Genomic DNA, 18,743 nt, shown 5'->3' on the forward strand with positions numbered 1-18,743 from the left:
TCCGGCCGCCCCGATGGTGCGGCCGCTATCACCGAATCAGTTTCTTCTCTGGAGAGTAAGCCCATGTCTGACCATATTGCACTCGCCCCGGCCGCGCCCTGGGTCGAACTGCGCACCACCGACGCCGACTGGAATGCCGCCGATCCCGGCTTGCTGGGCTCCCTGCTGGCGCACATGCATATCATCCGCGCCTTCGAAGAATCCGTGCTGGAACTGGCCATGGATGGCCTGGTGCATGGCCCTGCCCATTCCAGCGTCGGTCAGGAGGGCGGGGCGGCCGGTTCCATCCTGCCCCTGCTGGCGGCAGACCAGGTCAATGGCTCGCACCGGGGGCACCATCATTTCCTGGCCAAGGCATTGGCCTATCTCATGCCGGAGGGCATCGCGCCCACGGCCGAACTGAGCCCGGCGGTCGAGCAGCTGCTGCAGCGGACGCTGGCCGAAATCCTTGGCCTGGCGCAAGGCTTCTGCCAGGGACGTGGCGGCTCCATGCACCTGCGCTGGGCAGAGGCGGGCGTACTGGGGACCAACGCCATCGTCGGCGGTGGGGTGCCGCTGGCAGCGGGTGCAGCCTGGGCGCACAAGCATGCCGGAACCGAGCATGTCGCCGTGACCTATTTCGGCGATGGTGCAGTCAACATCGGCTCGGTGCTGGAGACCATGAATATCGCCGCCGCCTGGAAGCTGCCGCTCTGCTTCTTCATCGAGAACAATGGCTACGCCGTCTCCACCACGGTGGACGAGGCCACGGCCGAACCGCGTCTGTCGGCACGCGGCGCCGCCTTCAACATCCCCAGCTGGAAGGTCAACGGCATGGACCCGCTGGCGGTGCACCTGGCCATGAGCGAGGCCTTGCAGCACATGCGGGCCGGCAAGGGGCCGACCATCATCGAGGCCGATGTCTATCGTTTCTTCCACCAGAACGGCGGCTTCCCCGGTAGTGCTTTCGGCTATCGCAGCAAGGAAGAAGAGCAGAGCTGGCGTCAGCGGGACCCGCTGGACCTGGTCGGCCAGCGCATGCGCGAACGCGGCCTGATCGACGAGGCCGGCATCCTGGCACTGCGCAATCGCATCAAGGCCGCCATGGCGCGGGCGGTACAGGCGCTGACGGAAGACGATCCGGCCCGGGCCGGCAAGAAGCGCATCCGCCCGGAACTCTGGCCCAGCCCGGATTTTCGTGATGTCGGTATCCGTGGCGATCTGTCGGAACTGGAGGGAGCGCGCACCGAGGAAGAAGCCGGATTCGGCGGCAAGCTGGCGCAGCGCAAGTTTATCGACGTGGTGGCTGATGTGATGGATCGTCGCATGGCCGTGGACGAGCGGGTGGTGGTCATGGGCGAAGACGTGCATCGCCTCAAGGGCGGCACCAATGGCGCAACCCGTGGCCTGAAAGACAAATATCCCGAGCGCACGCTGGGCACACCCATCAGCGAAAACGCCTTCTGCGGACTGGGCGGCGGCATCGCCATGGACGGCCGCTTCCGTCCCGTGGTCGAGTTCATGTACCCGGACTTCATGTGGGTGGCGGCCGATCAGGTGTTCAACCAGATCGGCAAGGCACGTCACATGTTCGGCGGCGATATCGAGGTGCCTTTCGTCCTCCGTACCAAGGTGGCGATGGGGACCGGCTATGGTTCGCAGCACTCCATGGACCCGGCGGGCATCTTCGCCACCAGCCCGGGATGGCGCATCGTGGCGCCGTCCACGCCTTTCGACTATGTCGGCCTGATGAACGCGGCGCTGGCGCTGAAGGACCCGGTACTGGTGATCGAACATGTGGACCTCTACAACAGCAGCGGTCCTGCGCCCGTAGACGACTTCGACTACCAGACGCCCTTCGGGCGCGCCGCTGTGCGACGTGCCGGCCAGGAGATGACGGTGCTGACCTATCTATCCATGGTGGCGCATGCCCTGGAAGCCGTACAGCAGACCGGCATCGACGCCGAAGTGATCGACCTGCGCTGGCTGGACCGCGCCAGCCTCGACTGGGACACCATCGGCCAGAGCATCCGCAAGACCAACAATGTACTGATCGTGGAGCAGGGCGCGCAGGGTACTTCCTATGGCGGCTGGCTGGCCGACGAGATCCAGCGCCGCTTCTTTGACTGGCTGGACCAGCCGGTGCAGCGGGTGGTAGGTGGCGAGGCCTCGCCCAGCATCTCCAAGGTGTTGGAACGTGCCGCCGCCGCCCGCACCGAGGAGACCGTCGCCGGTCTGCAGCAGGTGATGCGCGACAAGGGCGCCCGCCCCGAGGTTCGCTGAATACCGCCTGATTACCGAAAGGATTTGCCATGAGCATCGAGATGATCGTCCCCCTGGAAGTGGGCATCGCCTGTCGTGACCTGCCGGCGCTGCGGCGCTTCTATGAAACCATCATGGGTTTCAGCTTTGTGAGTGAAATCACCGTCCCTGCCGAGAAGTCGGCAGCCTCCGGTCTGTCTGCCGACGGCTACACCGTGGTCCGTCTGCAGACCCCCTATGGCGAACGGATCAAGCTGCTGGCACCCCGCACGCCACTGCGCGCCGAGACGCCTCCCGCCTACATCCTGGACCGCCCCAACGCCGCCTATCTCACCTTCATCGTGGCCGACATCGATGCCGCCATCGCCACCCTGCGCGCTGCCGGTATCGAGTTCATGACCGGTGCGCAGCGTGTGGAGGCCCGTCCCGGGGTGTATCTGGCGTTCTGCCGCGACCCGGAAGGCAATGTGCTGGAACTGGTCCAGTACAGCGACATCGCTGCCTATCGACCCGATCTCAAGAAAGAGGGGCAATGACATGGCAAAGCTGATCAAGATGCCGGAAATCGCCGCAAATGCGACCTCGGCGGTGATCGTCCAGTGGTCCCGGAAGGAAGGCGAAGCCATCAAGGCCGGCGAGTGCCTCGCAGAGATCGAAACCGACAAGGCCGTCATCGAATACGACGCCGACAGCAATTGCGTGCTGGGCAAGATCCTGGCCGCGGCGGGCCAGGAGGTGGAAGTCGGCGCACCGATCGCCGTGCTGTTCGAAGAGGGCGAAACCGAGGTCGATATTGCCGCACTGCTGGCGGCGGCCGGCGTTGCCGTGGAGCCGCCAGCGGGCGCTGGCACGACTGCATCGGCCACCGCCAGCGCCTCTGCAGCAACAACTACGGGGGCAGCCGAACCTGAATGTGAACCCGACGCAGCGGCGTCGGGGCGCATCTTTGCCAGCCCGCTGGCACGTCGCCTGGCGCAGGAGCGTGGCCTGGAACTGGCAGGAATGACGGGCAGCGGGCCGCATGGTCGTATCGTCAGGCGCGACGTGGAAGCGGCTGCGCAAGCTGCCCCTGCGACGGCTGCTGATGCTACGGCCGCTGCCGGTAGCGATGCGACGCCGCCAGCCATCGCCATCCCCAGCGCCAGCGCTGCGCAAGGCAGTGCTGCCTTCACCGACATCCCTCACAGTGGCATGCGACGCACCATCGCACGCCGTCTCAGCGAGAGCAAGGCCAGCATTCCCCACTTCTATCTCAGTGCCGACTGCCGCATGGACAGGCTGCTGGCCCTGCGCGCGGAAATCAATGCTGCCGGCACGCGCAAGATCTCGGTCAACGATTTCATCGTCAAGGCAGTGGCAGCGGCGCTGCAGAGCGTGCCCGACATGAACGTCAGCTGGACCGAGGCCGCGCTGCGCAAGTACCAGCAGGCCGATATCTCGGTGGCCGTGTCCACCGAGGGCGGCCTGATCACGCCGGTGGTGCGCAATGCGGGCGGCAAGACCCTGTCGGCCATCAGTCGCGAGATAGTGGACCTTGCGGCGCGGGCGCGATCCGGTGCGCTGGCGCCTAACGAGTACCAGGGCGGCAGCTTTACGGTCAGCAATCTGGGCATGTTCGGTGTGCGCGAATTCTCGGCCATCATCAACCCCCCACAGGCGGCGATCCTGGCCGTGGGCGCCACGCTGTCGCAGCCGGTCGTGGTCGATGGGCAACTCGCCGTGGCGCAGGTCATGAAGGTCACGCTGTCGGTGGATCACCGCGCCGTGGATGGTGCACTGGCCGCGCAATGGCTGGCGGCCTTCCAGCGTTGCATCGAGAACCCCCTGAGTGCATTGATTTGAGGTGATACGTGATGAAGGCAGCGCAAACTGATTTCGACCTGGCCGTCGTTGGCGGCGGCCCGGGCGGTTATGTGGCGGCGATCCGTGCCGCCCAGCTGGGCATGAAGACCGTCCTGGTGGAGAAGGCCCAGTTGGGTGGTGTCTGCCTGAACTGGGGATGTATTCCCACCAAGGCGCTGCTGCGCTCGGCCGATGTCTTGCGCCTGGTGCGTGACGCCGCCAGGTTCGGCGTGCAGGTCGGCGAGCCCGAGACCGACCTGCAGACCATGGTGGCGCGTTCGCGTTCGGTAGCCGCGCATCTGACCAAGGGCGTGGCCTACCTGATGAAGAAGAACAAGATCACCGTCGTCGAGGGCAGGGCCCGCCTGGCCGGGCGCGGACGCCTGGAGGTCGAGGGCAAGGACGGCAAGCAGGGGAAGTCCGTCATCACGGCAAGCAACATCATCCTGGCCACGGGGGCGCGTGCACGGGTGCTGCCGGGGCTGCAGCCCGATGGCGAGAGCGTCTGGTCCTATCGCGAAGCGTTGATGCCGCGCCAGACACCGCGCCGCCTGCTGGTGATCGGCGCAGGCGCGATCGGCATCGAGTTCGCCAGCTTCTATCGCGCACTGGGTGCCGAGGTCAGCGTGGTGGAGATAGCCGAGCGCATCCTGCCAGTGGAGGACGAAGACATCAGTGCCCACGTCGCCGACGCGCTGCGCAAGGACGGCATGCGCCTCTACACCGGCGCGCGCATCGCCTCGACGGTCAAGCGTGATGGCGCTACCAGCACCGGTGTCGAGTGGCAGGTGACGCTCGAAGGCCGGCATACCGACACGCTGGTGGCCGACGTGGTCCTGGTGGCAGCCGGCATCGTCGGAAACGTCGAGGACCTGGGCCTGGAGAGCACGGCGGTCAAGGTGGAGCGCAGCCACATCGTGACCGATGCCTTTGGTCGCACCGGCGAACCGGGCGTGTACGCCATCGGTGATGTTGCCGGTCCGCCGTGGCTGGCCCACAAGGCAAGTCACGAAGGCGTGGCCTGCGTCGAGAAGATCGCCGGCCTCGATCCGCATGCACTGGACCCGTCAAAGATCCCGGCTTGCACGTACAGCCATCCGCAGGTCGCCAGCGTCGGTCTGACGGAAGCCGCTGCGCGCCAGGCTGGACGCCGTATCCGGGTGGGACAGTTTCCGTTTGCGGTCAATGGCAAGGCCATTGCGCTGGGCGCTACCGGGGGCTTTGCCAAGGTGATTTTTGATGAAGGCAGCGGCGAACTGCTGGGCGCTCACATGGTGGGCGAGGAAGTCACCGAAATGATCCAGGGCTATGCCATTGCGCGTGAGCTGGAGAGCAGCGAGGCTGAACTGATGGCGACCGTGTTTCCTCATCCGACGCAGTCGGAGGTGATGCATGAGGCGGTGTTGGCGGCTTATCAGCGGGGCTTGCATGGGTGATCGGCCGGGATGGCGTGGCGGGTTTGGATAGCCGACCCCTTCGGCAGGCAATGAAAGCCAGGTCGAATGCCGAGAGGGGCGACCGTCGAGTCACTCAACAGCCGCTGTTTCTTGGATGAGCGAGCTTTTTGTCCTACGGGATGATTTTGCTTTGCGAGCGATAGATGACGACCAGTGCACGTGCCTCGCCGTTCAAGCTGCGCCCACGATGAGGAATGCGCGAATCGAAGTAGATGCTGTCGCCAGGAGAGAGTAGCCAGGTTTTATTGCGGCTATCGATGGTGGCTTCGAATTCGACTTCTCCTTCCAGAATGAACATGAATTCTTCACCTTCGTGTTCAAAGCGGATATCGCGGTCCACCTTGGATGGAAACACCATGATGAAGGGTTCCATCTGCTTGTGGTGTCGCTTGTGGGCCAGGGCGGTGTAATCGTAGCCGAATGAGCTGCCACCTTTGATGACGGACTCCCGCTGCCAGGAGCGAACCACGCAAAGTGCGTCGCTTTGATCGTCAACTTCTTCTGGCTCCAGCAGATCAGCCACATCCGTCTCCAGGACCTGGGCAATTTTGATCAGGGTGCCGATGGGAGGGATGACCTTGGAGTTCTCTATTTTAGAGAGATATCCCTTTGTGAAGCCGGTGGCCGCCGCCAGCTGATCCTGCGTGAACCCCCTGGCCGCGCGCAGTTTTGAAATGCGCTTGCCGAGCTGCAGCTCGATGGCCGTGGGGCTTTCTTCTTTGACTGGATATTCTTCGCTATTCATTTGCCGCATTGTTGATAATGGGGGCCGCCGCCAGGTTGGCCGCACGCGCATGGGTGTACTCCATGATGCGGGCGGTCTGGTCCGCTACGTCACTTCCCAAGTATTTTTCCAGCAAGTAGAGGGTGGCGTCGATGCATCTGGACACGCCGCCGCCCGTAATGATACTGCCATTATCAGTCAGCAAGGCTGCCTTGACGTCAATCCCCGGGTATTGCGATCTCATGATCTCCAATGGGACTTGTTCACCGGTTGCGACCTCCACCTTCGTTGTCGCGACCTGACCTTCCAGCAGGCCCGCAGCAGCCAGGATCATGGCGCCGGTGCAAACGGATGCCAGCGTGGCGCGTCCGGCCATCTTCTGCAAGAACGTCAGCGCAGCCTGGTCTGCGCAGCATTGCTGCCATCCGGGGCCGCCCGTGACGATCAGCGTATTGATGGGCGGCAATTCATCAAATCCGTAGTCGGCGATCACCGTCAAGCCATTGGCAAGCCGAACCGGCCCCGCCGCTGCCGCTACTGTCCAAAAGCTGATCTCAGGCGCGATGCGACGCGCCATGGACAGCACGCCGATGGTGGCCAGGTCAATTGGTTCGACCCCTTCATAGATAAACACGCCAAATTTCATGATTTCCTCTTCGTGATGAATGTGGGGGGGTATGGTCATTATATGAAACTTTGACGATAAATGTTTCATGGCATGAAATATGCAAGGCTTGACTTCAGCTGGCCTGAATCGCATATTTATGCATGATATTGAGGATTTGGTGGGTTTCATGCTTGTGCGGGACGTTCCAAAATGGTGAATAAGGTTTCCTAATGTGACCATTTTTGGTGGGCGGCGGTTTCCCGGAAGTTCAACGAACATCGTTTTCGAAAGGACATCAGCATGACAACCAGTTACGACTTGCACGCCCGTGCGCACGATGCAGGCAGTCAGCGCAGCCTGCGTTCCGTGGTTTTCGCCAGCACGATCGGCACTATCATCGAGTGGTACGACTTTCTGATCTACGGTATGGCCGCCGCACTCGTGTTCAACAAACTGTTCTTCCCAAGCATCGATCCTTTGCTGGGGACGTTGGCCGCGTTAGGAAGCTATGCGGTCGGTTTTCTGGCCAGGCCATTAGGGGGTGCGATTTTTGGATACTTCGGCGATCGGCTGGGACGAAAATCCATCCTGATGCTCACGCTGGTCATGATGGGCTTGGGCACCTTCCTGATCGGTGTGCTGCCGACCTACGCCCAGATCGGTATCTGGGCGCCCATCTTGCTGATCTCCTTGCGCTTCATTCAAGGCATTGGCCTGGGAGGAGAATGGGGCGGGGCCTCGGTCATGGTGCTGGAGCACGCGCCAAAAGAGCATCGAGGGCTTTATGGCAGCCTGGTGCAAGTGGGCTTCCCCATCGGTCTGGTGGTGGCAACACTGGTCTTCGGCGTGATCGCCAAAATGCCGGAGGCTGACATCCTGGCCTGGGGATGGCGGGTGCCCTTCCTGATCAGCGCCGTGTTGATCCTGTTGGGCATGTTCATCCGCAGTAACGTGAGCGAGTCGCCTGTGTTTGAGGAGATGAAGGCGCGTCGGGAGATTGTGAGCAATCCCGTAAAAGAGGCCATCTTCAAGCATCCCAGGAGCTTCCTGGTCGCTGTCGGCTTGAAGATATCGGAAGTTTCCTGGGTCTACATGTTGACGGTCTTTGTCGTGGTCTACGCGACAGGCACGCTGAAGCTACCCAAATCCATGATTCTGGACGCCATCCTCGTGGCGGCGGCGGTCGAGCTCATCACCATTCCTCTGTTTGGATTTTTGTCAGACCGAATTGGTCGCCGTCCACTGTATTTCATTGGCGCGATCTTTACCCTGGCCTTTGCATTTCCTCTGTTCTGGCTATTGGAAATGAGGACGCCCGAGATTGTCATGCTCACCATTGTTGTTGCGATGAGTCTGGGGCATGGCCTGATGTTTGCCCCCGAATCGACCTATTTCCCGGAGCTGTTCGGGGCCAATGTGCGCTATAGCGGCGCATCGTTTGGATTCCAGGTGGCGGCAGCCCTGGGCGGTGGTTTCGCACCGGTGCTGGCAACGGCATTGGCCGGCTATATGGGAGGAACGGCCGGCGTGTCGGTGATGCTCATCGTGCTGGCGCTCATTACCTTGGTTGCAGCAATGTTTGCGCGTGAGACCAAGAACGAAGCACTTCTTAAATAACGAAAGGACAGACATGTTGGAAAGCAGGCTCGCGGAGATGAATTTGGCACTACCGGAACTGGGTGCGGCGGCAGGAAGTTTTGTCGGCTACAAGAAGAGCGGGAATCTCCTGTTCATCTCTGGTCAGTTGCCATTGAAGGATGGCCGGCCCACCTTGGTCGGCCGTCTGGGTGAGGACGTGACTTTGGAACAGGGTTACGAGGCTGCACAACAATGCGCACTCAATGTGCTGGCGCAGATCAAGGCCGCGATCGATGGCCGCTGGGACCGCGTTGTACAGGTGGTCCGCCTTGGTGGCTTCGTACGTTGCACTCCCGACTTCGCTGATGCCCCCAAGGTCGTCAACGGCGCATCTGACCTGTTCGTAAGTTTGTTCGGCGCCGCTGGCGCCCATGCCAGAGCTGCGGTTGGGGTCAGTTCGCTGCCCGTGAATGTTGCGGTAGAGATCGAAGCAGTTGTCGAAATTATTGCCTGAAATTATTGCCTGAACCAAAGAGGAAAATCATGAATGTAGCAGCCAAGCTGAAGTATTACGGGTGGTCCAGTATTGCTCTGGAGACGTCGCACGGAGCGCTGTTCTTTGACCCTTTCTATCGTCCCTATTGTGGCGCCGAGTGGTTCCATCTGGACGATTTCATGCATGCCAAGTACATCTGCGTGACGCATGGCCACGAAGAGCATTTTCTGGACGTGCCGGAAGTGGCAAAGGCAACGGGCGCCTGCGTGATCGGCGCGCCGTCGCTGACCCGCTTCATGCAGCGGCGTCACAAGTTTACGCCCGCGCAGCTGCGTGCCATCGAGCCGGCTTCCTTCGATAGCGTCTCCGTACCGGGATTCAAGATTACGGCGCTGCCTTGGCAGCATCGCGACATCAATTTGTACAAGGCGCTGACCAAGGCAGTCTTCAAGGGAAACACCACGCAACTGGCCTGGGCATGGAGTAGTGCCACGAATGCTCCGTTCTATTCTCCCTACACGGGATTTCATGTCGAGCTGCCAGACGGCACCACGATCCTGAATTACAACGAAGGCTTCAACAGCAAGATGACGGATGCTGAAATTGAAGCACTGGGCCGTCGCTTCAAGACCGACATCCTGCTGGCCGGCATGCAGCTTGATTTCATTCAGGATGTGGTTCGCGGCGTGGCTGCGCTCAAGCCGCAGGTGGTGGTCTTGTATCCACCTCATGAGAAGTTCCACGAAATGATGGAGGTGAGTTCCCGCCCCTGGAGTGAATTCGCTGACGCGGTAAGAAGTCGCTTCCCGCATATTCGCGTCCACGTGGCCGAGCCGGGCTTTGAACTGGAAGTGCCCCAGAACCTGGTAACCTCGGTTCTGGATCAAGCTGCTTAATGTCGTCGAGAGGAGATGAAAAAATGGGTGCAATGGACAAGAGCTTTGATGATCGCCTGAGTGGTGAACTTCAACCGACCCCAGGTGGGTCGGTATATATGAAACCCGAGGAAATGGACTGGAAGCCCTCGCAATTTGAGGGCATCGAGATCAAAGTGCTCTATGAGAACAAGGAAATCGGCGAGATGACTTGCCTGCTGCGATGGCAGCCAGGTACTACCTTGCCGTTTCACAAGCATCCCGAGATCGAGCAAAGCTATGTCATCGAAGGCTCCTTCTCGGACCATGATGGCATTTGCCGCGCAGGCGAATTCGTCTGGCGCAAGCCTGGTTCCTTGCATGAAACGCATAGCGCGGAAGGCTGCACTATTCTGGCCATCTACCGGAAACCGAATATCTTCCGCAATAGTGCCGGGTTTGATGCTGCCGCCAAACAACGTATTGCAACGGACCACGCCCCGCGTACGCATCAGGCGCGATGAAGCAATGTCGGCCCCCTTGGGGTGCCGACATGCTGTTGAGTCTCAATGAGCGTCAGCGACCCAGAAGGAAGCATGACCGCAGTATGTAATCAATCCTGCTGCACGGCCACCATCACTGCATACGCCTTGAAGACGGCGGTAGCGGTCTGCCCCACCGCCAGCGACAGCGCTTCGATGGCGTCATTGGTCAGGCTGGCGGTCATAGAGGCGCCGCCAGGCAAGGTCAGCACCACAAGCGACGATACCGCGCCACGCTCCAGGCGCGAGACTGTGCCTTCGAATTGATTGCGTGCCGAGAGGGCAAAGCCGGCAAAATCGGTGACCAGCACCACCGCCGAGGACTTGATCAGTGCAATCGCATTGCTGCCGATCCTGAGTTTGAGCCGGTTGGCGGCGGTCGTCGTCATGGTGGCCACGATCTCTTGCGCGCCGGCGATGGTGACGGTGACTTGCGTAGTGACAGGGCCGGTATCGATCGCACTGATGACGCCGGCGAACTGATTACGTGCGCTGGTTTTCATTGCCATTCTCCGAAGCAGGCCAGCCAAAGCTGGCAGTTGATTAAGCCATGTCTCCTGCCGATGCAGGAATTCGAGATTGCGCCGTTGCAGCTCGCGCCACACGGCCAGCAGTTCGACCGCGGCTGGCGTGAGCCGGGTGCCGCCGCCGCCTTTGCCGCCGGTGACGGTTTCAATCAATGCGCCATTGACCAGGTTGCCGGCTGACTCCAGCAGCATCCATGCGCCCTTGTAGCTGTAGCCCGCCGTACTGGCCGCGCGATTGATCGAGCCGGTTTGCGCGATGGCGTCGAGCAGGGCAAAGAAGCGCTGGTCCAGGCGATGCACCAGTTTCAGTTCGCTGCTCAACAAGGTGGTATCGGTGGCAGGCAAGGTATTCATGTCCTTGCCGATGGCTGCAGTCCCAGCGCGCCCGCCAGCAAGCTCAGGGCTGCGCGCGCCTGCTGGGGATCATGGCTGGCAGGCTTGAGTAGCAGGCGATGTGGCCCCAGTTTTTCTTGCAGCTGGCCAATGCGTGCCACGCATTGCGCCGGATCGCCGATGATGGCGTTGGCCAGGATGACCTGGTCGGAGGCATCGGCCTGGAACATGGGCGGGGTGCCGCCGGCTGCGAATTGCACTTGCATCATGCGCGGATACGCGCGCACGCCCACCAGGCCGTGCGCCAGCGCCTTGTGTGCCTCCGGTTCGCAATGGAAAAAACGGGCGATGGCAAACGGGAAGGGGCCGCGCTGCGCGCGCTGTGCAGCCACGCGCGTGACCACCTGCCCGAGGTCGGCGGACGGCGTGGCCATCAGTCCATAACCACGGCGCGCGGCCAGATCAAGCGAATCCCCGCTCATGCTGGCCAGCCACACCGGAATGGGCCGTTGCAGCGGCTGCGGTTGCAACTGCACCCTGTCGTAGTGAAAAAATCGTCCCTCGGTACTGAATGGCACGCCTTGCCATGTGCGCTGGATGACCTCCAGCGCCTCAATCATGCGCGCGCGTGCCTGATCGGCGCCGCTCAAGCCGGCGTGACGATATTGCTCGGGAAATGGACCGCCGCGTGCCACGCCGAATTCCATCCGGCCATTGCTGAGCAGGTCCAGCGTGGCGACGTCCTCGGCAACCCGCAAGGGATCATTGATTGCCAGCAACGACGCGCCCGTACCGAGGCGGATGCGCGAAGTGCGTGCGGCGATCTGGGCCAGCAGCACCATCAAGGCGCTACCGATGGCAAAGCTGCTGTAATGATGCTCGGCGACCCAGACATCGTGATAGCCCAGGGCCTCTGCTGCGACGGCATGATCAACGGTTTGCAACAGCGCTTCGCGCGCGTTGCCGTGGGGATTTTCGACGTTGAGGAAGACACCGTATCGTTGCTGATATTCCGGCATGGCGGGTTCACAGGAAAAAGAGTTGGACATCACTCAGACCGGCCTCATCGAGAAGCCAGTGCGGGCGAAGCGATGTCCGATGGAGCAGTTCATGGTTCGGACCTTCCCGATGGCCGGATCAGATCCGCTATCGGCGGCAGCATATCGGTGGCGGGCGAGTGGAACCAGCTGCGTACCAGCTCATAGGGGTAGCGCCGTGGCGGTTCGATGAGCGCATGACGTACCAGCAGATGAAGCGACAAGGGTTCGGCCCAGGCCCAGAAGTCGGCACGCAGCGCGGGCGGAAAACCGATATCGTCAAAGGTGTGCCAAAGCTGTACCAGCCACAATTCGCGCCCCGCTTCATCCAACAGCAACGGCAAGCCGGCGCCCGCCTGCAGATGGGCATGGCGCCGGCTGTAATAGAGTGGGCCGCCGCAAGACTCCACCACGAAGTCGGCGGTCCGCGAGGTGACGCAATCAAAGCAATGGTGCGAACGTGCGAACAGGGGGGAATGACGCAGGCGCCGCATGTGATGTAGCACCAGTCTGCGCAAGCCGGATTCTTCGCACAGTGCAAGCAGCCGGTGCGCCGGTTGCGGTACCACTGGCGGATCGCATATCGCCTGCTGCGGGCCACGCAGCATGGCCGCGCCAGCGACCGGCCAGTTCAGGGTCAGATAGCAGGCCTGAGAGCAGGGCGTCCAGCACGCGCTTGGTGCACCAGGCTCGGAGGTTGAGGGCAGATTCATGATCAGCGATGGTGGATGACTGAGGTTTGTATAGCTCGCTACATAACGCTGGCTGGGCTGCCGGCTTGCGCTGCTCCATCCTTCATGCCAACCGGCGATGGCCATGACCTGCCTCGATAGCCAAAACCGTGCCACACCGGAATTCTCATTTAAATCAAAGAGATGGCGAATATTCACGGCAGTTGTGGCTGTTTCGACGCTTGTCGCAAAACCGACAAAGACGACACGATTGTCATCAACCCGCCAAAGCGATGTGAAGGTAAGACAGTCCTTGTGCGGCATGCTTGGCAAGCGTGATTCGCCCACATGCTTGGGCATGAAGTTTGCTTGCCTGGCACAGTATCTATTCGGTAACGACACGGCGCTTTTTCTGTCGATTTTCTGGATCTCAACTTCACGGCAGAGTCCGCAGTCGGTTTGAGCGCTCTCAGGCAGCGCATTGGGTTCCAGCATTCATCTATGGAGAGTCCGATGGCCACTATTCTTGACGACCGCAGTGTGAATTTGGAACTCGTCACGATCTACGAGATCAGCAAGATCTTGGGTTCGTCGCTGGATCTGTCAAAGACCTTGCGCGAAGTCCTCAACGTCCTCTCTGCGCACCTGGAAACCCGACGGGTCTTGTTGAGCCTGATGCAGGACTCTGGCGAGCTGCAACTGGTCAGCGCCATCGGTTTGAGCTACGAGGAATTCCAGAGCGGCCGATACCGGGTCGGCGAGGGCATTACCGGTACGATCTTCCAGACTGAAACTCCCATCGTCGTACGCGATCTGGCCCAGGAGCCCTTGTTCCTGGCCCGCACCAGCCCGCGTGAATCGCAAGACGGCGGCGTCGTTTCCTTCGTTGGCGTGCCGATCAAGGCCGCCCGCGAAATACTGGGCGTGCTGTGTGTGTTCCGGGAAGGCCTGTCGCCCTCGCGCAGCGTCGATCATGAGGTGCGGCTGCTGACCATGGTGGCCAACCTGATCGGACAAACCGTCCGGCTGTATCGCAACGTGGCCGCCGAGCGCCAGCAACTGCAGGAAGAAAAGCGCCAGCTGTCCCGGCAACTCCAGGGCAAGTACAAGCTTGATAACGTGATCGGCATTTCCAAGGCGATGCAGGAAGTTTTCGCCCAGGTACACCAGTCTGCACCCTCGCGCTCGACCATGCTGCTGCGCGGCGAGAGCGGCACCGGCAAGGAAGTCATTGCGCGTGCCATCCACTATCTCAGTCCGCGCAAGGATGGGCCCTTCATCAAGGTCAACTGTGCGGCCTTGTCGGAAACCTTGCTGGAATCCGAATTGTTTGGCCACGAGAAGGGCGCCTTCACCGGGGCCCAGGGCGAACGCAAGGGGCGTTTCGAACTCGCCCATGGCGGCACCTTGTTCCTCGACGAGATCGGCGAGATCTCGCCGGCATTCCAGGCCAAGCTGCTGCGGGTATTGCAGGAGCGTGAATTCGAACGGGTCGGCGGGTCGCGCTCCATCAAGGTGGACGTGCGTCTGGTCACTGCCACCAACCGCGACCTGGAGAAAGCCGTGGCCAAGGGCGAGTTCCGGGCCGACCTGTATTACCGCATCAATGTGGTCAGCATTTTCATTCCGCCGCTGCGTGAACGGCGTGAGGACATTCCCTACCTGGTGGAACACTTCCTGGAAAAATTCCGTATCGAGAACCAGCGTGCGATGGTGGCCATGTCGCCGCAGGCCATGAAGGTCATGATGAATTGCTACTGGCCGGGCAATGTGCGGGAACTGGAAAATTGTGTCGAGCGCACTGCCACCATGATGCGCGGCGATCTGATCAGCGAGGTTCATTTCTCCTGTCAGCAGAACAAATGCCTGACCAAGGTCTTGCATGAACCCGGTGAGCAGCAAGCAGTCGTGGTCGTGCCGCTGGAGCGCATCGCCACGCATACGGTGCCATCTTCGCCGAGCGGGATGGACAAGGACAAGTCATTGGCCGGTGCGCCGCCGACTTCCGAACGCGAACGCCTGATCTGGGCCATGGAGCAATGTGGCTGGGTGCAGGCCAAGGCAGCCCGTGCGCTCAACATCTCGCCGCGCCAGATGGGCTATGCGCTGCAGAAATTCAATATCGAGGTCAAGAAGTTCTGAAACTCGTCAGCGAGCGTGACGTAATACGCTGCCAGATCAAAAGTCTTTTTCTCATTACCGTCCTCGTCCGGCGTGCGAGGTTTCCTCGGCGTCGCTCCAGCCGGTTGTTCTGATGGATTCCCCGGCTGGTACGCCCTCGCATTCTCCTTCTCCTTCTCCCCCACTGCGTCAGCCTCATTGCGGCTTGGCCGATCCCAAGCGCCGGCCTGCGCTGCATTGTCGTGTTCATGACAAGCGCCACCCAAAATGTATTGCCGATTGTCGCTATCCTCACATCGCCACGTGACGCGATTTAACGCTATGCCATTGAATTTATTGATTATTTTCTCTGGCACGGTTTTGGCTATGTCCTCAGGAGAAGGTCCAGGCATCACTTTCCTGAAAGGGACTATCCATGCAGCCCACACAGTACGTCGGTATCCAGGACATCAAATCGCTAGGCACCTTGCTGGACAAGGTAGCCGAACACAAAGGCTGTGGCACCAGCAGTGAAGGCGGCAAGGCCAGTTGCGGTTCATCCGATGGTCCCGCCGACATGGCCCCCGAGGTTTGGGAGAAGGTCAAGAACCATCCGTGCTACAGCGAAGAGGCCCACCACCACTACGCGCGTATGCACGTGGCGGTGGCGCCAGCCTGCAACATCCAGTGCAACTACTGCAACCGGAAATACGATTGCGCCAACGAGTCGCGTCCCGGCGTGGTCAGCGAAAAGCTCACGCCCGAGCAGGCGGCCAAGAAGGTCTTTGCGGTGGCATCGACCATTCCCCAGATGACGGTGCTGGGCATTGCCGGCCCTGGCGACCCGCTGGCCAATCCGGCCAAGACCTTCAAGACCTTCGAGCTGATCTCGCAGACCGCGCCCGATATCAAGCTGTGCCTGTCGACCAATGGCCTGGCCTTGCCTGACCACATCGACACCATCGCCGCCTTCAACGTCGATCACGTCACCATCACCATCAATATGGTCGATCCCGAGATCGGGCAGCACATCTATCCCTGGATCTATTACCAGAACAAGCGCTGGACCGGTATCGATGCTGCCCGCATCCTGCACGAACGGCAGATGCTGGGACTGGAGATGCTCACTGCGCGCGGCATCCTGTGCAAGGTCAACTCGGTGATGATCCCGGGCATCAATGACCAGCATCTGGTGGAAGTCAATCGTGCGGTCAAGTCACGCGGTGCCTTCCTCCACAACATCATGCCGCTCATTTCGGCACCCGAGCATGGCACCGTGTTTGGCCTGAATGGCCAGCGCGGCCCCAGCGCCCAGGAGCTCAAGGCCTTGCAGGATGCCTGTGAAGGCGAGATGAACATGATGCGCCACTGCCGCCAGTGCCGCGCCGATGCGGTCGGCCTGTTGGGTGAAGACCGCAGCGCCGAATTCACCACCGAGAAGATCGAAGCGATGGAAGTGGCCTATGACGGCGCTACCCGCAAGGCATACCAGGAGCTGGTGGAACAGGAGCGTCAAGCGAAATCGGCCGCCAAGGCCGCCGAGCAGCAGGAGCTGGCGCAGATGGCAGACCAGAGCGGCCTGTCCTTGCTGGTGGCGGTGGCGACGAAGGGGCAGGGACGCGTCAACGAACACTTCGGACACGTCAGCGAATTCCAGATCTATGAAGTCAGCAGCGCCGGCAGCAAGTTCGTCGGACACCGGCGCGTGGACCAGTACTGCCAGGGCGGCTATGGCGAGGAGGATGCGCTGGAGACCGTCATCCGCGCCATCAACGACTGCCATGCGGTGCTGGTAGCCAAGATCGGCGGCTGTCCCAAGGATGATCTGCAAAAGGTGGGCATTGAACCGGTGGACCGGTATGCCCATGAATTCATCGAGCAATCCGTCATCGCCTACTTCATGGATTACCTGGAGCGCGTGCGCAGCGGACAGATCGAGCATCGGCCACGGGGCGACGCCGATATCCGGCAGGGGGCTTACACCTCCGTGCAGTCTACGTCCGCCGCAGCGTAAGCAGCCAATCAGTTTCACGCAAGGAGAAAAAGCATGGCCTACAAGATCGTTGCCTCGCAATGCACAGGGTGTTCCGCCTGCGAGCCCGAATGCCCGAACGTGGCGATTCGCGAAAAGAACGGGATCTTCGTGATCGATCCCAAGAAATGTACCGAATGTCTGGGACATTTCGATGAACCGCAATGCGTGGCCGTGTGCCCGGTAGATGGCACCTGCGTCATCGACAATGCGCAGCCGCGTTACCAGGCATAGGGAGGGGCGATGAACATCACCATCACCGCCGCCGCCGAAAAATTCATGCGCCGCATGGTGCGCTTCAATGGCGGTTCGGTCCAATCCGGCTTTCGGCTCAAGGTGAGTGCAGGCGGTTGTTCCGGGCTGAGTTCGGAGTTCTCGGTCCAGGCGCAGCCCACGCCAGGCGACGTCAGCCTCGACTGCAATGGTCTGGCAGTCTTCCTGCCTGTCGAAAGCCGGCTGCTGCTGGAGGGCGTGACCATCGATTTTGCCGACACCCTGAGTGAATCCGGGCTGACCTTTCGCAACCCGAATGCGCAAGCTGCGAGTTGCGGGACGCATGGCTCTGCGCCGCCGGCCACGGCTGTAGTGTCGATCTCCAGCATCCGGCGCAAGGCTTGAGCAATTGGATACTGAGCCCTTCGCGGCGACCGATTGGCAGGGACGGGTATTGTCGTGTGTCGACTGCGCGCAGATGGGCCGCCCCTCCACGCGGTGCGAACTGGCCAAGGCCTGCGTGCATGATCGTTATGCTCGGCGCATCGACCGGTTCTTTACGTGGAATCCGGCGCTGGCCAAGGAATTCCTGAGCCATCCCTATTTCGAGGTGAGGGCGGTGGCGGCCAAGCACGTGGAAGTGTTTTACCTGCCACGCATGATCGATGACCCGGATGCCACGGTACGCTGGAGTGTGGCGCAGCGCTTGCCGCAGCGCCAGCTGCTGATGTTGCGGCAAGATCCGGATCGCGAGGTCCGTATCCAGGTGGCGCGGCGGCTGCACGTCGATCAGCTGCACCAGATGATGGGCGATGGCGATTATGGCGTGCGCCTGATTGTGGCGCAGCGTATCGAACCGCAATGGCTGGTGCGCTTGCTGCACGATGAAGATCGCGAGGTGCGCCGCGTAGTGGCAGCAAGGGTGGGATCGGCGCTGCTGGGTGCGATGGCCAGGGATGAAGAGGCTGCGGTACGCACGGTGGTGGCGCAACGCCTGGCACCGGCGCAACTGGTGGCGCTGTGCCATGACCCGGACTGGCGTGTGCGCTACAGCGTGGCTGAACGCATCGATACGGCGCATCTTGGCTTGCTGTCGGACGATGAGGACGATGCAGTGCGCGCATTGGCGCGTAATCGCAGCGGTTTGGCCTGAACTACGATGACATAGCAACTGGAGCTGGGACCATGAAGATCAACCGTGATGATGGCCGGGTCGAACTGGACGGGCCGCCGCAATTCAGCTATGGCGAAAAGGTCAGGAGCACCAAGACCATCCGCAACGATGGCACCTTCGCGGGCCGCGAGATCGGCGACATCCTGGTCAAGAAAGGCGATGTCGGCTATGTGACCAGTATCGGTACCTTCCTGCAGCAGTTCTACATCTACGGCATCGAATTCGTCGAACACGGTTACCGGGTCGGCATGAAAGGGCGCGAGCTGCAATCGCTCGACCAGCCCGTCACGTCCGGGCAGGCAGCCTGAATCCAAG

Annotated in this window: 20 protein-coding genes; 14 read left to right on the top strand and 6 right to left on the bottom strand. The window is 61.1% G+C overall.

Annotated elements, in window-relative coordinates; genetic code table 11:
* The first annotated feature begins 63 nt into the window (after positions 1–63).
* From HFRIS_RS09335 to lpdA, 4 genes are read left to right on the top strand one after another with little or no spacing between them, the layout of a single operon-like run.
* Positions 64–2,262: an alpha-ketoacid dehydrogenase subunit alpha/beta gene (locus HFRIS_RS09335; protein ID WP_006463058.1), complete on the top strand. Its 2,199-nt coding sequence runs from the start codon at positions 64–66 to the stop codon at positions 2,260–2,262.
* A 29-nt stretch (positions 2,263–2,291) separates the two neighbouring features.
* A complete protein-coding gene (locus tag HFRIS_RS09340; RefSeq protein WP_006463059.1) occupies positions 2,292–2,777 on the top strand; it encodes a VOC family protein in 486 nt (161 codons plus the stop codon).
* 1 nt (position 2,778) lies between these two features.
* Positions 2,779–4,083 carry a pyruvate dehydrogenase complex dihydrolipoamide acetyltransferase gene (locus HFRIS_RS09345; RefSeq protein ID WP_006463060.1) on the top strand — a complete coding sequence of 435 codons (1,305 nt, stop codon included), beginning with the start codon at positions 2,779–2,781 and terminating at the stop codon, positions 4,081–4,083.
* Between the two features lie 11 nt (positions 4,084–4,094).
* Complete coding sequence (lpdA, locus tag HFRIS_RS09350) at positions 4,095–5,519, top strand: dihydrolipoyl dehydrogenase (RefSeq protein WP_006463061.1); 1,425 nt, start codon at positions 4,095–4,097, stop codon at positions 5,517–5,519.
* A gap of 133 nt (positions 5,520–5,652) precedes the next feature.
* On the opposite strand, the gene HFRIS_RS09355 is transcribed toward lpdA, so the two are convergent.
* Positions 5,653–6,285, bottom strand: a complete 633-nt coding sequence (locus HFRIS_RS09355; protein ID WP_006463062.1) for a helix-turn-helix domain-containing protein — start codon at positions 6,283–6,285, stop codon at positions 5,653–5,655.
* A complete protein-coding gene (locus HFRIS_RS09360) occupies positions 6,278–6,910 on the bottom strand; it encodes a DJ-1/PfpI family protein (RefSeq protein WP_006463063.1) in 633 nt (210 codons plus the stop codon). The genes HFRIS_RS09355 and HFRIS_RS09360 overlap by 8 nt, the downstream gene beginning before the upstream one ends.
* Before the next feature lie 261 nt (positions 6,911–7,171).
* Between HFRIS_RS09360 and HFRIS_RS09365 the strand changes: the two genes are divergently transcribed.
* Genes HFRIS_RS09365 through HFRIS_RS09380 form a run of 4 tightly spaced genes read left to right on the top strand, consistent with a single transcriptional unit; the run spans position 7,172 to position 10,323 of the window.
* Positions 7,172–8,488: an MFS transporter gene (locus HFRIS_RS09365; RefSeq protein ID WP_006463064.1), complete on the top strand. Its 1,317-nt coding sequence runs from the start codon at positions 7,172–7,174 to the stop codon at positions 8,486–8,488.
* Between the two features lie 13 nt (positions 8,489–8,501).
* Positions 8,502–8,963 carry a RidA family protein gene (locus tag HFRIS_RS09370; protein ID WP_006463065.1) on the top strand — a complete coding sequence of 154 codons (462 nt, stop codon included), beginning with the start codon at positions 8,502–8,504 and terminating at the stop codon, positions 8,961–8,963.
* Positions 8,964–8,992: 29 nt separating this feature from the next.
* The gene (locus HFRIS_RS09375) at positions 8,993–9,841 is read left to right on the top strand and encodes an MBL fold metallo-hydrolase (RefSeq protein WP_006463066.1); all 849 of its coding nucleotides are present in this window, start codon (positions 8,993–8,995) and stop codon (positions 9,839–9,841) included.
* 23 nt (positions 9,842–9,864) lie between these two features.
* Entirely contained in the window at positions 9,865–10,323 is a 459-nt protein-coding gene (locus HFRIS_RS09380) for a cupin domain-containing protein (RefSeq protein ID WP_139347033.1), read from the top strand.
* 89 nt (positions 10,324–10,412) lie between these two features.
* On the opposite strand, the gene HFRIS_RS09385 is transcribed toward HFRIS_RS09380, so the two are convergent.
* The 3 genes from HFRIS_RS09385 to HFRIS_RS26005 all read right to left on the bottom strand — a co-directional run bounded on the left by HFRIS_RS09385 (position 10,413) and on the right by HFRIS_RS26005 (position 13,404).
* Complete coding sequence (locus HFRIS_RS09385; RefSeq protein ID WP_006463068.1) at positions 10,413–11,222, bottom strand: TOBE domain-containing protein; 810 nt, start codon at positions 11,220–11,222, stop codon at positions 10,413–10,415.
* Positions 11,219–12,220, bottom strand: coding sequence for an LLM class flavin-dependent oxidoreductase (locus tag HFRIS_RS09390; protein ID WP_039875113.1), 1,002 nt, complete (start codon positions 12,218–12,220; stop codon positions 11,219–11,221). Before HFRIS_RS09390 ends, HFRIS_RS09385 begins: the two co-directional genes overlap by 4 nt.
* Positions 12,221–12,309: 89 nt before the next feature.
* The gene (locus HFRIS_RS26005) at positions 12,310–13,404 is read right to left on the bottom strand and encodes a globin family protein (protein ID WP_338033733.1); all 1,095 of its coding nucleotides are present in this window, start codon (positions 13,402–13,404) and stop codon (positions 12,310–12,312) included.
* Between the two features lie 18 nt (positions 13,405–13,422).
* Between HFRIS_RS26005 and nifA the strand changes: the two genes are divergently transcribed.
* Positions 13,423–15,051: a nif-specific transcriptional activator NifA gene (nifA, locus tag HFRIS_RS09400; RefSeq protein WP_006463071.1), complete on the top strand. Its 1,629-nt coding sequence runs from the start codon at positions 13,423–13,425 to the stop codon at positions 15,049–15,051.
* Here the strand turns inward: nifA and HFRIS_RS25220 are convergent.
* Complete coding sequence (locus HFRIS_RS25220) at positions 15,009–15,422, bottom strand: hypothetical protein (RefSeq protein WP_152486672.1); 414 nt, start codon at positions 15,420–15,422, stop codon at positions 15,009–15,011. The genes nifA and HFRIS_RS25220 overlap by 43 nt on opposite strands.
* Before the next feature lie 23 nt (positions 15,423–15,445).
* Here HFRIS_RS25220 and nifB point away from each other — a divergent pair, with 23 nt between their 5' ends.
* Genes nifB through HFRIS_RS09425 form a run of 5 tightly spaced genes read left to right on the top strand, consistent with a single transcriptional unit; the run spans position 15,446 to position 18,736 of the window.
* The gene (nifB, locus tag HFRIS_RS09405) at positions 15,446–17,023 is read left to right on the top strand and encodes a nitrogenase cofactor biosynthesis protein NifB (RefSeq protein ID WP_006463072.1); all 1,578 of its coding nucleotides are present in this window, start codon (positions 15,446–15,448) and stop codon (positions 17,021–17,023) included.
* A gap of 33 nt (positions 17,024–17,056) precedes the next feature.
* Positions 17,057–17,275, top strand: coding sequence for a 4Fe-4S binding protein (locus HFRIS_RS09410; RefSeq protein ID WP_006463073.1), 219 nt, complete (start codon positions 17,057–17,059; stop codon positions 17,273–17,275).
* Positions 17,276–17,284: 9 nt separating this feature from the next.
* On the top strand, positions 17,285–17,659 hold the full coding sequence (locus tag HFRIS_RS09415) for a HesB/IscA family protein (protein ID WP_006463075.1): 375 nt from the start codon (positions 17,285–17,287) through the stop codon (positions 17,657–17,659).
* A 4-nt stretch (positions 17,660–17,663) separates the two neighbouring features.
* Positions 17,664–18,407 (top strand): 4Fe4S-binding leucine-rich repeat protein, encoded by a 744-nt coding sequence (locus tag HFRIS_RS09420; RefSeq protein ID WP_039875116.1) that lies wholly within the window; start codon positions 17,664–17,666, stop codon positions 18,405–18,407.
* 32 nt (positions 18,408–18,439) lie between these two features.
* Positions 18,440–18,736: a nitrogen fixation protein NifZ gene (locus tag HFRIS_RS09425; protein WP_006463077.1), complete on the top strand. Its 297-nt coding sequence runs from the start codon at positions 18,440–18,442 to the stop codon at positions 18,734–18,736.
* The last annotated feature ends 7 nt before the right edge of the window (positions 18,737–18,743 follow it).

The organism is Herbaspirillum frisingense GSF30 (assembly GCF_000300975.2).
GTDB classification, from domain to species: Bacteria; Pseudomonadota; Gammaproteobacteria; order Burkholderiales; family Burkholderiaceae_D; genus Herbaspirillum; species Herbaspirillum frisingense.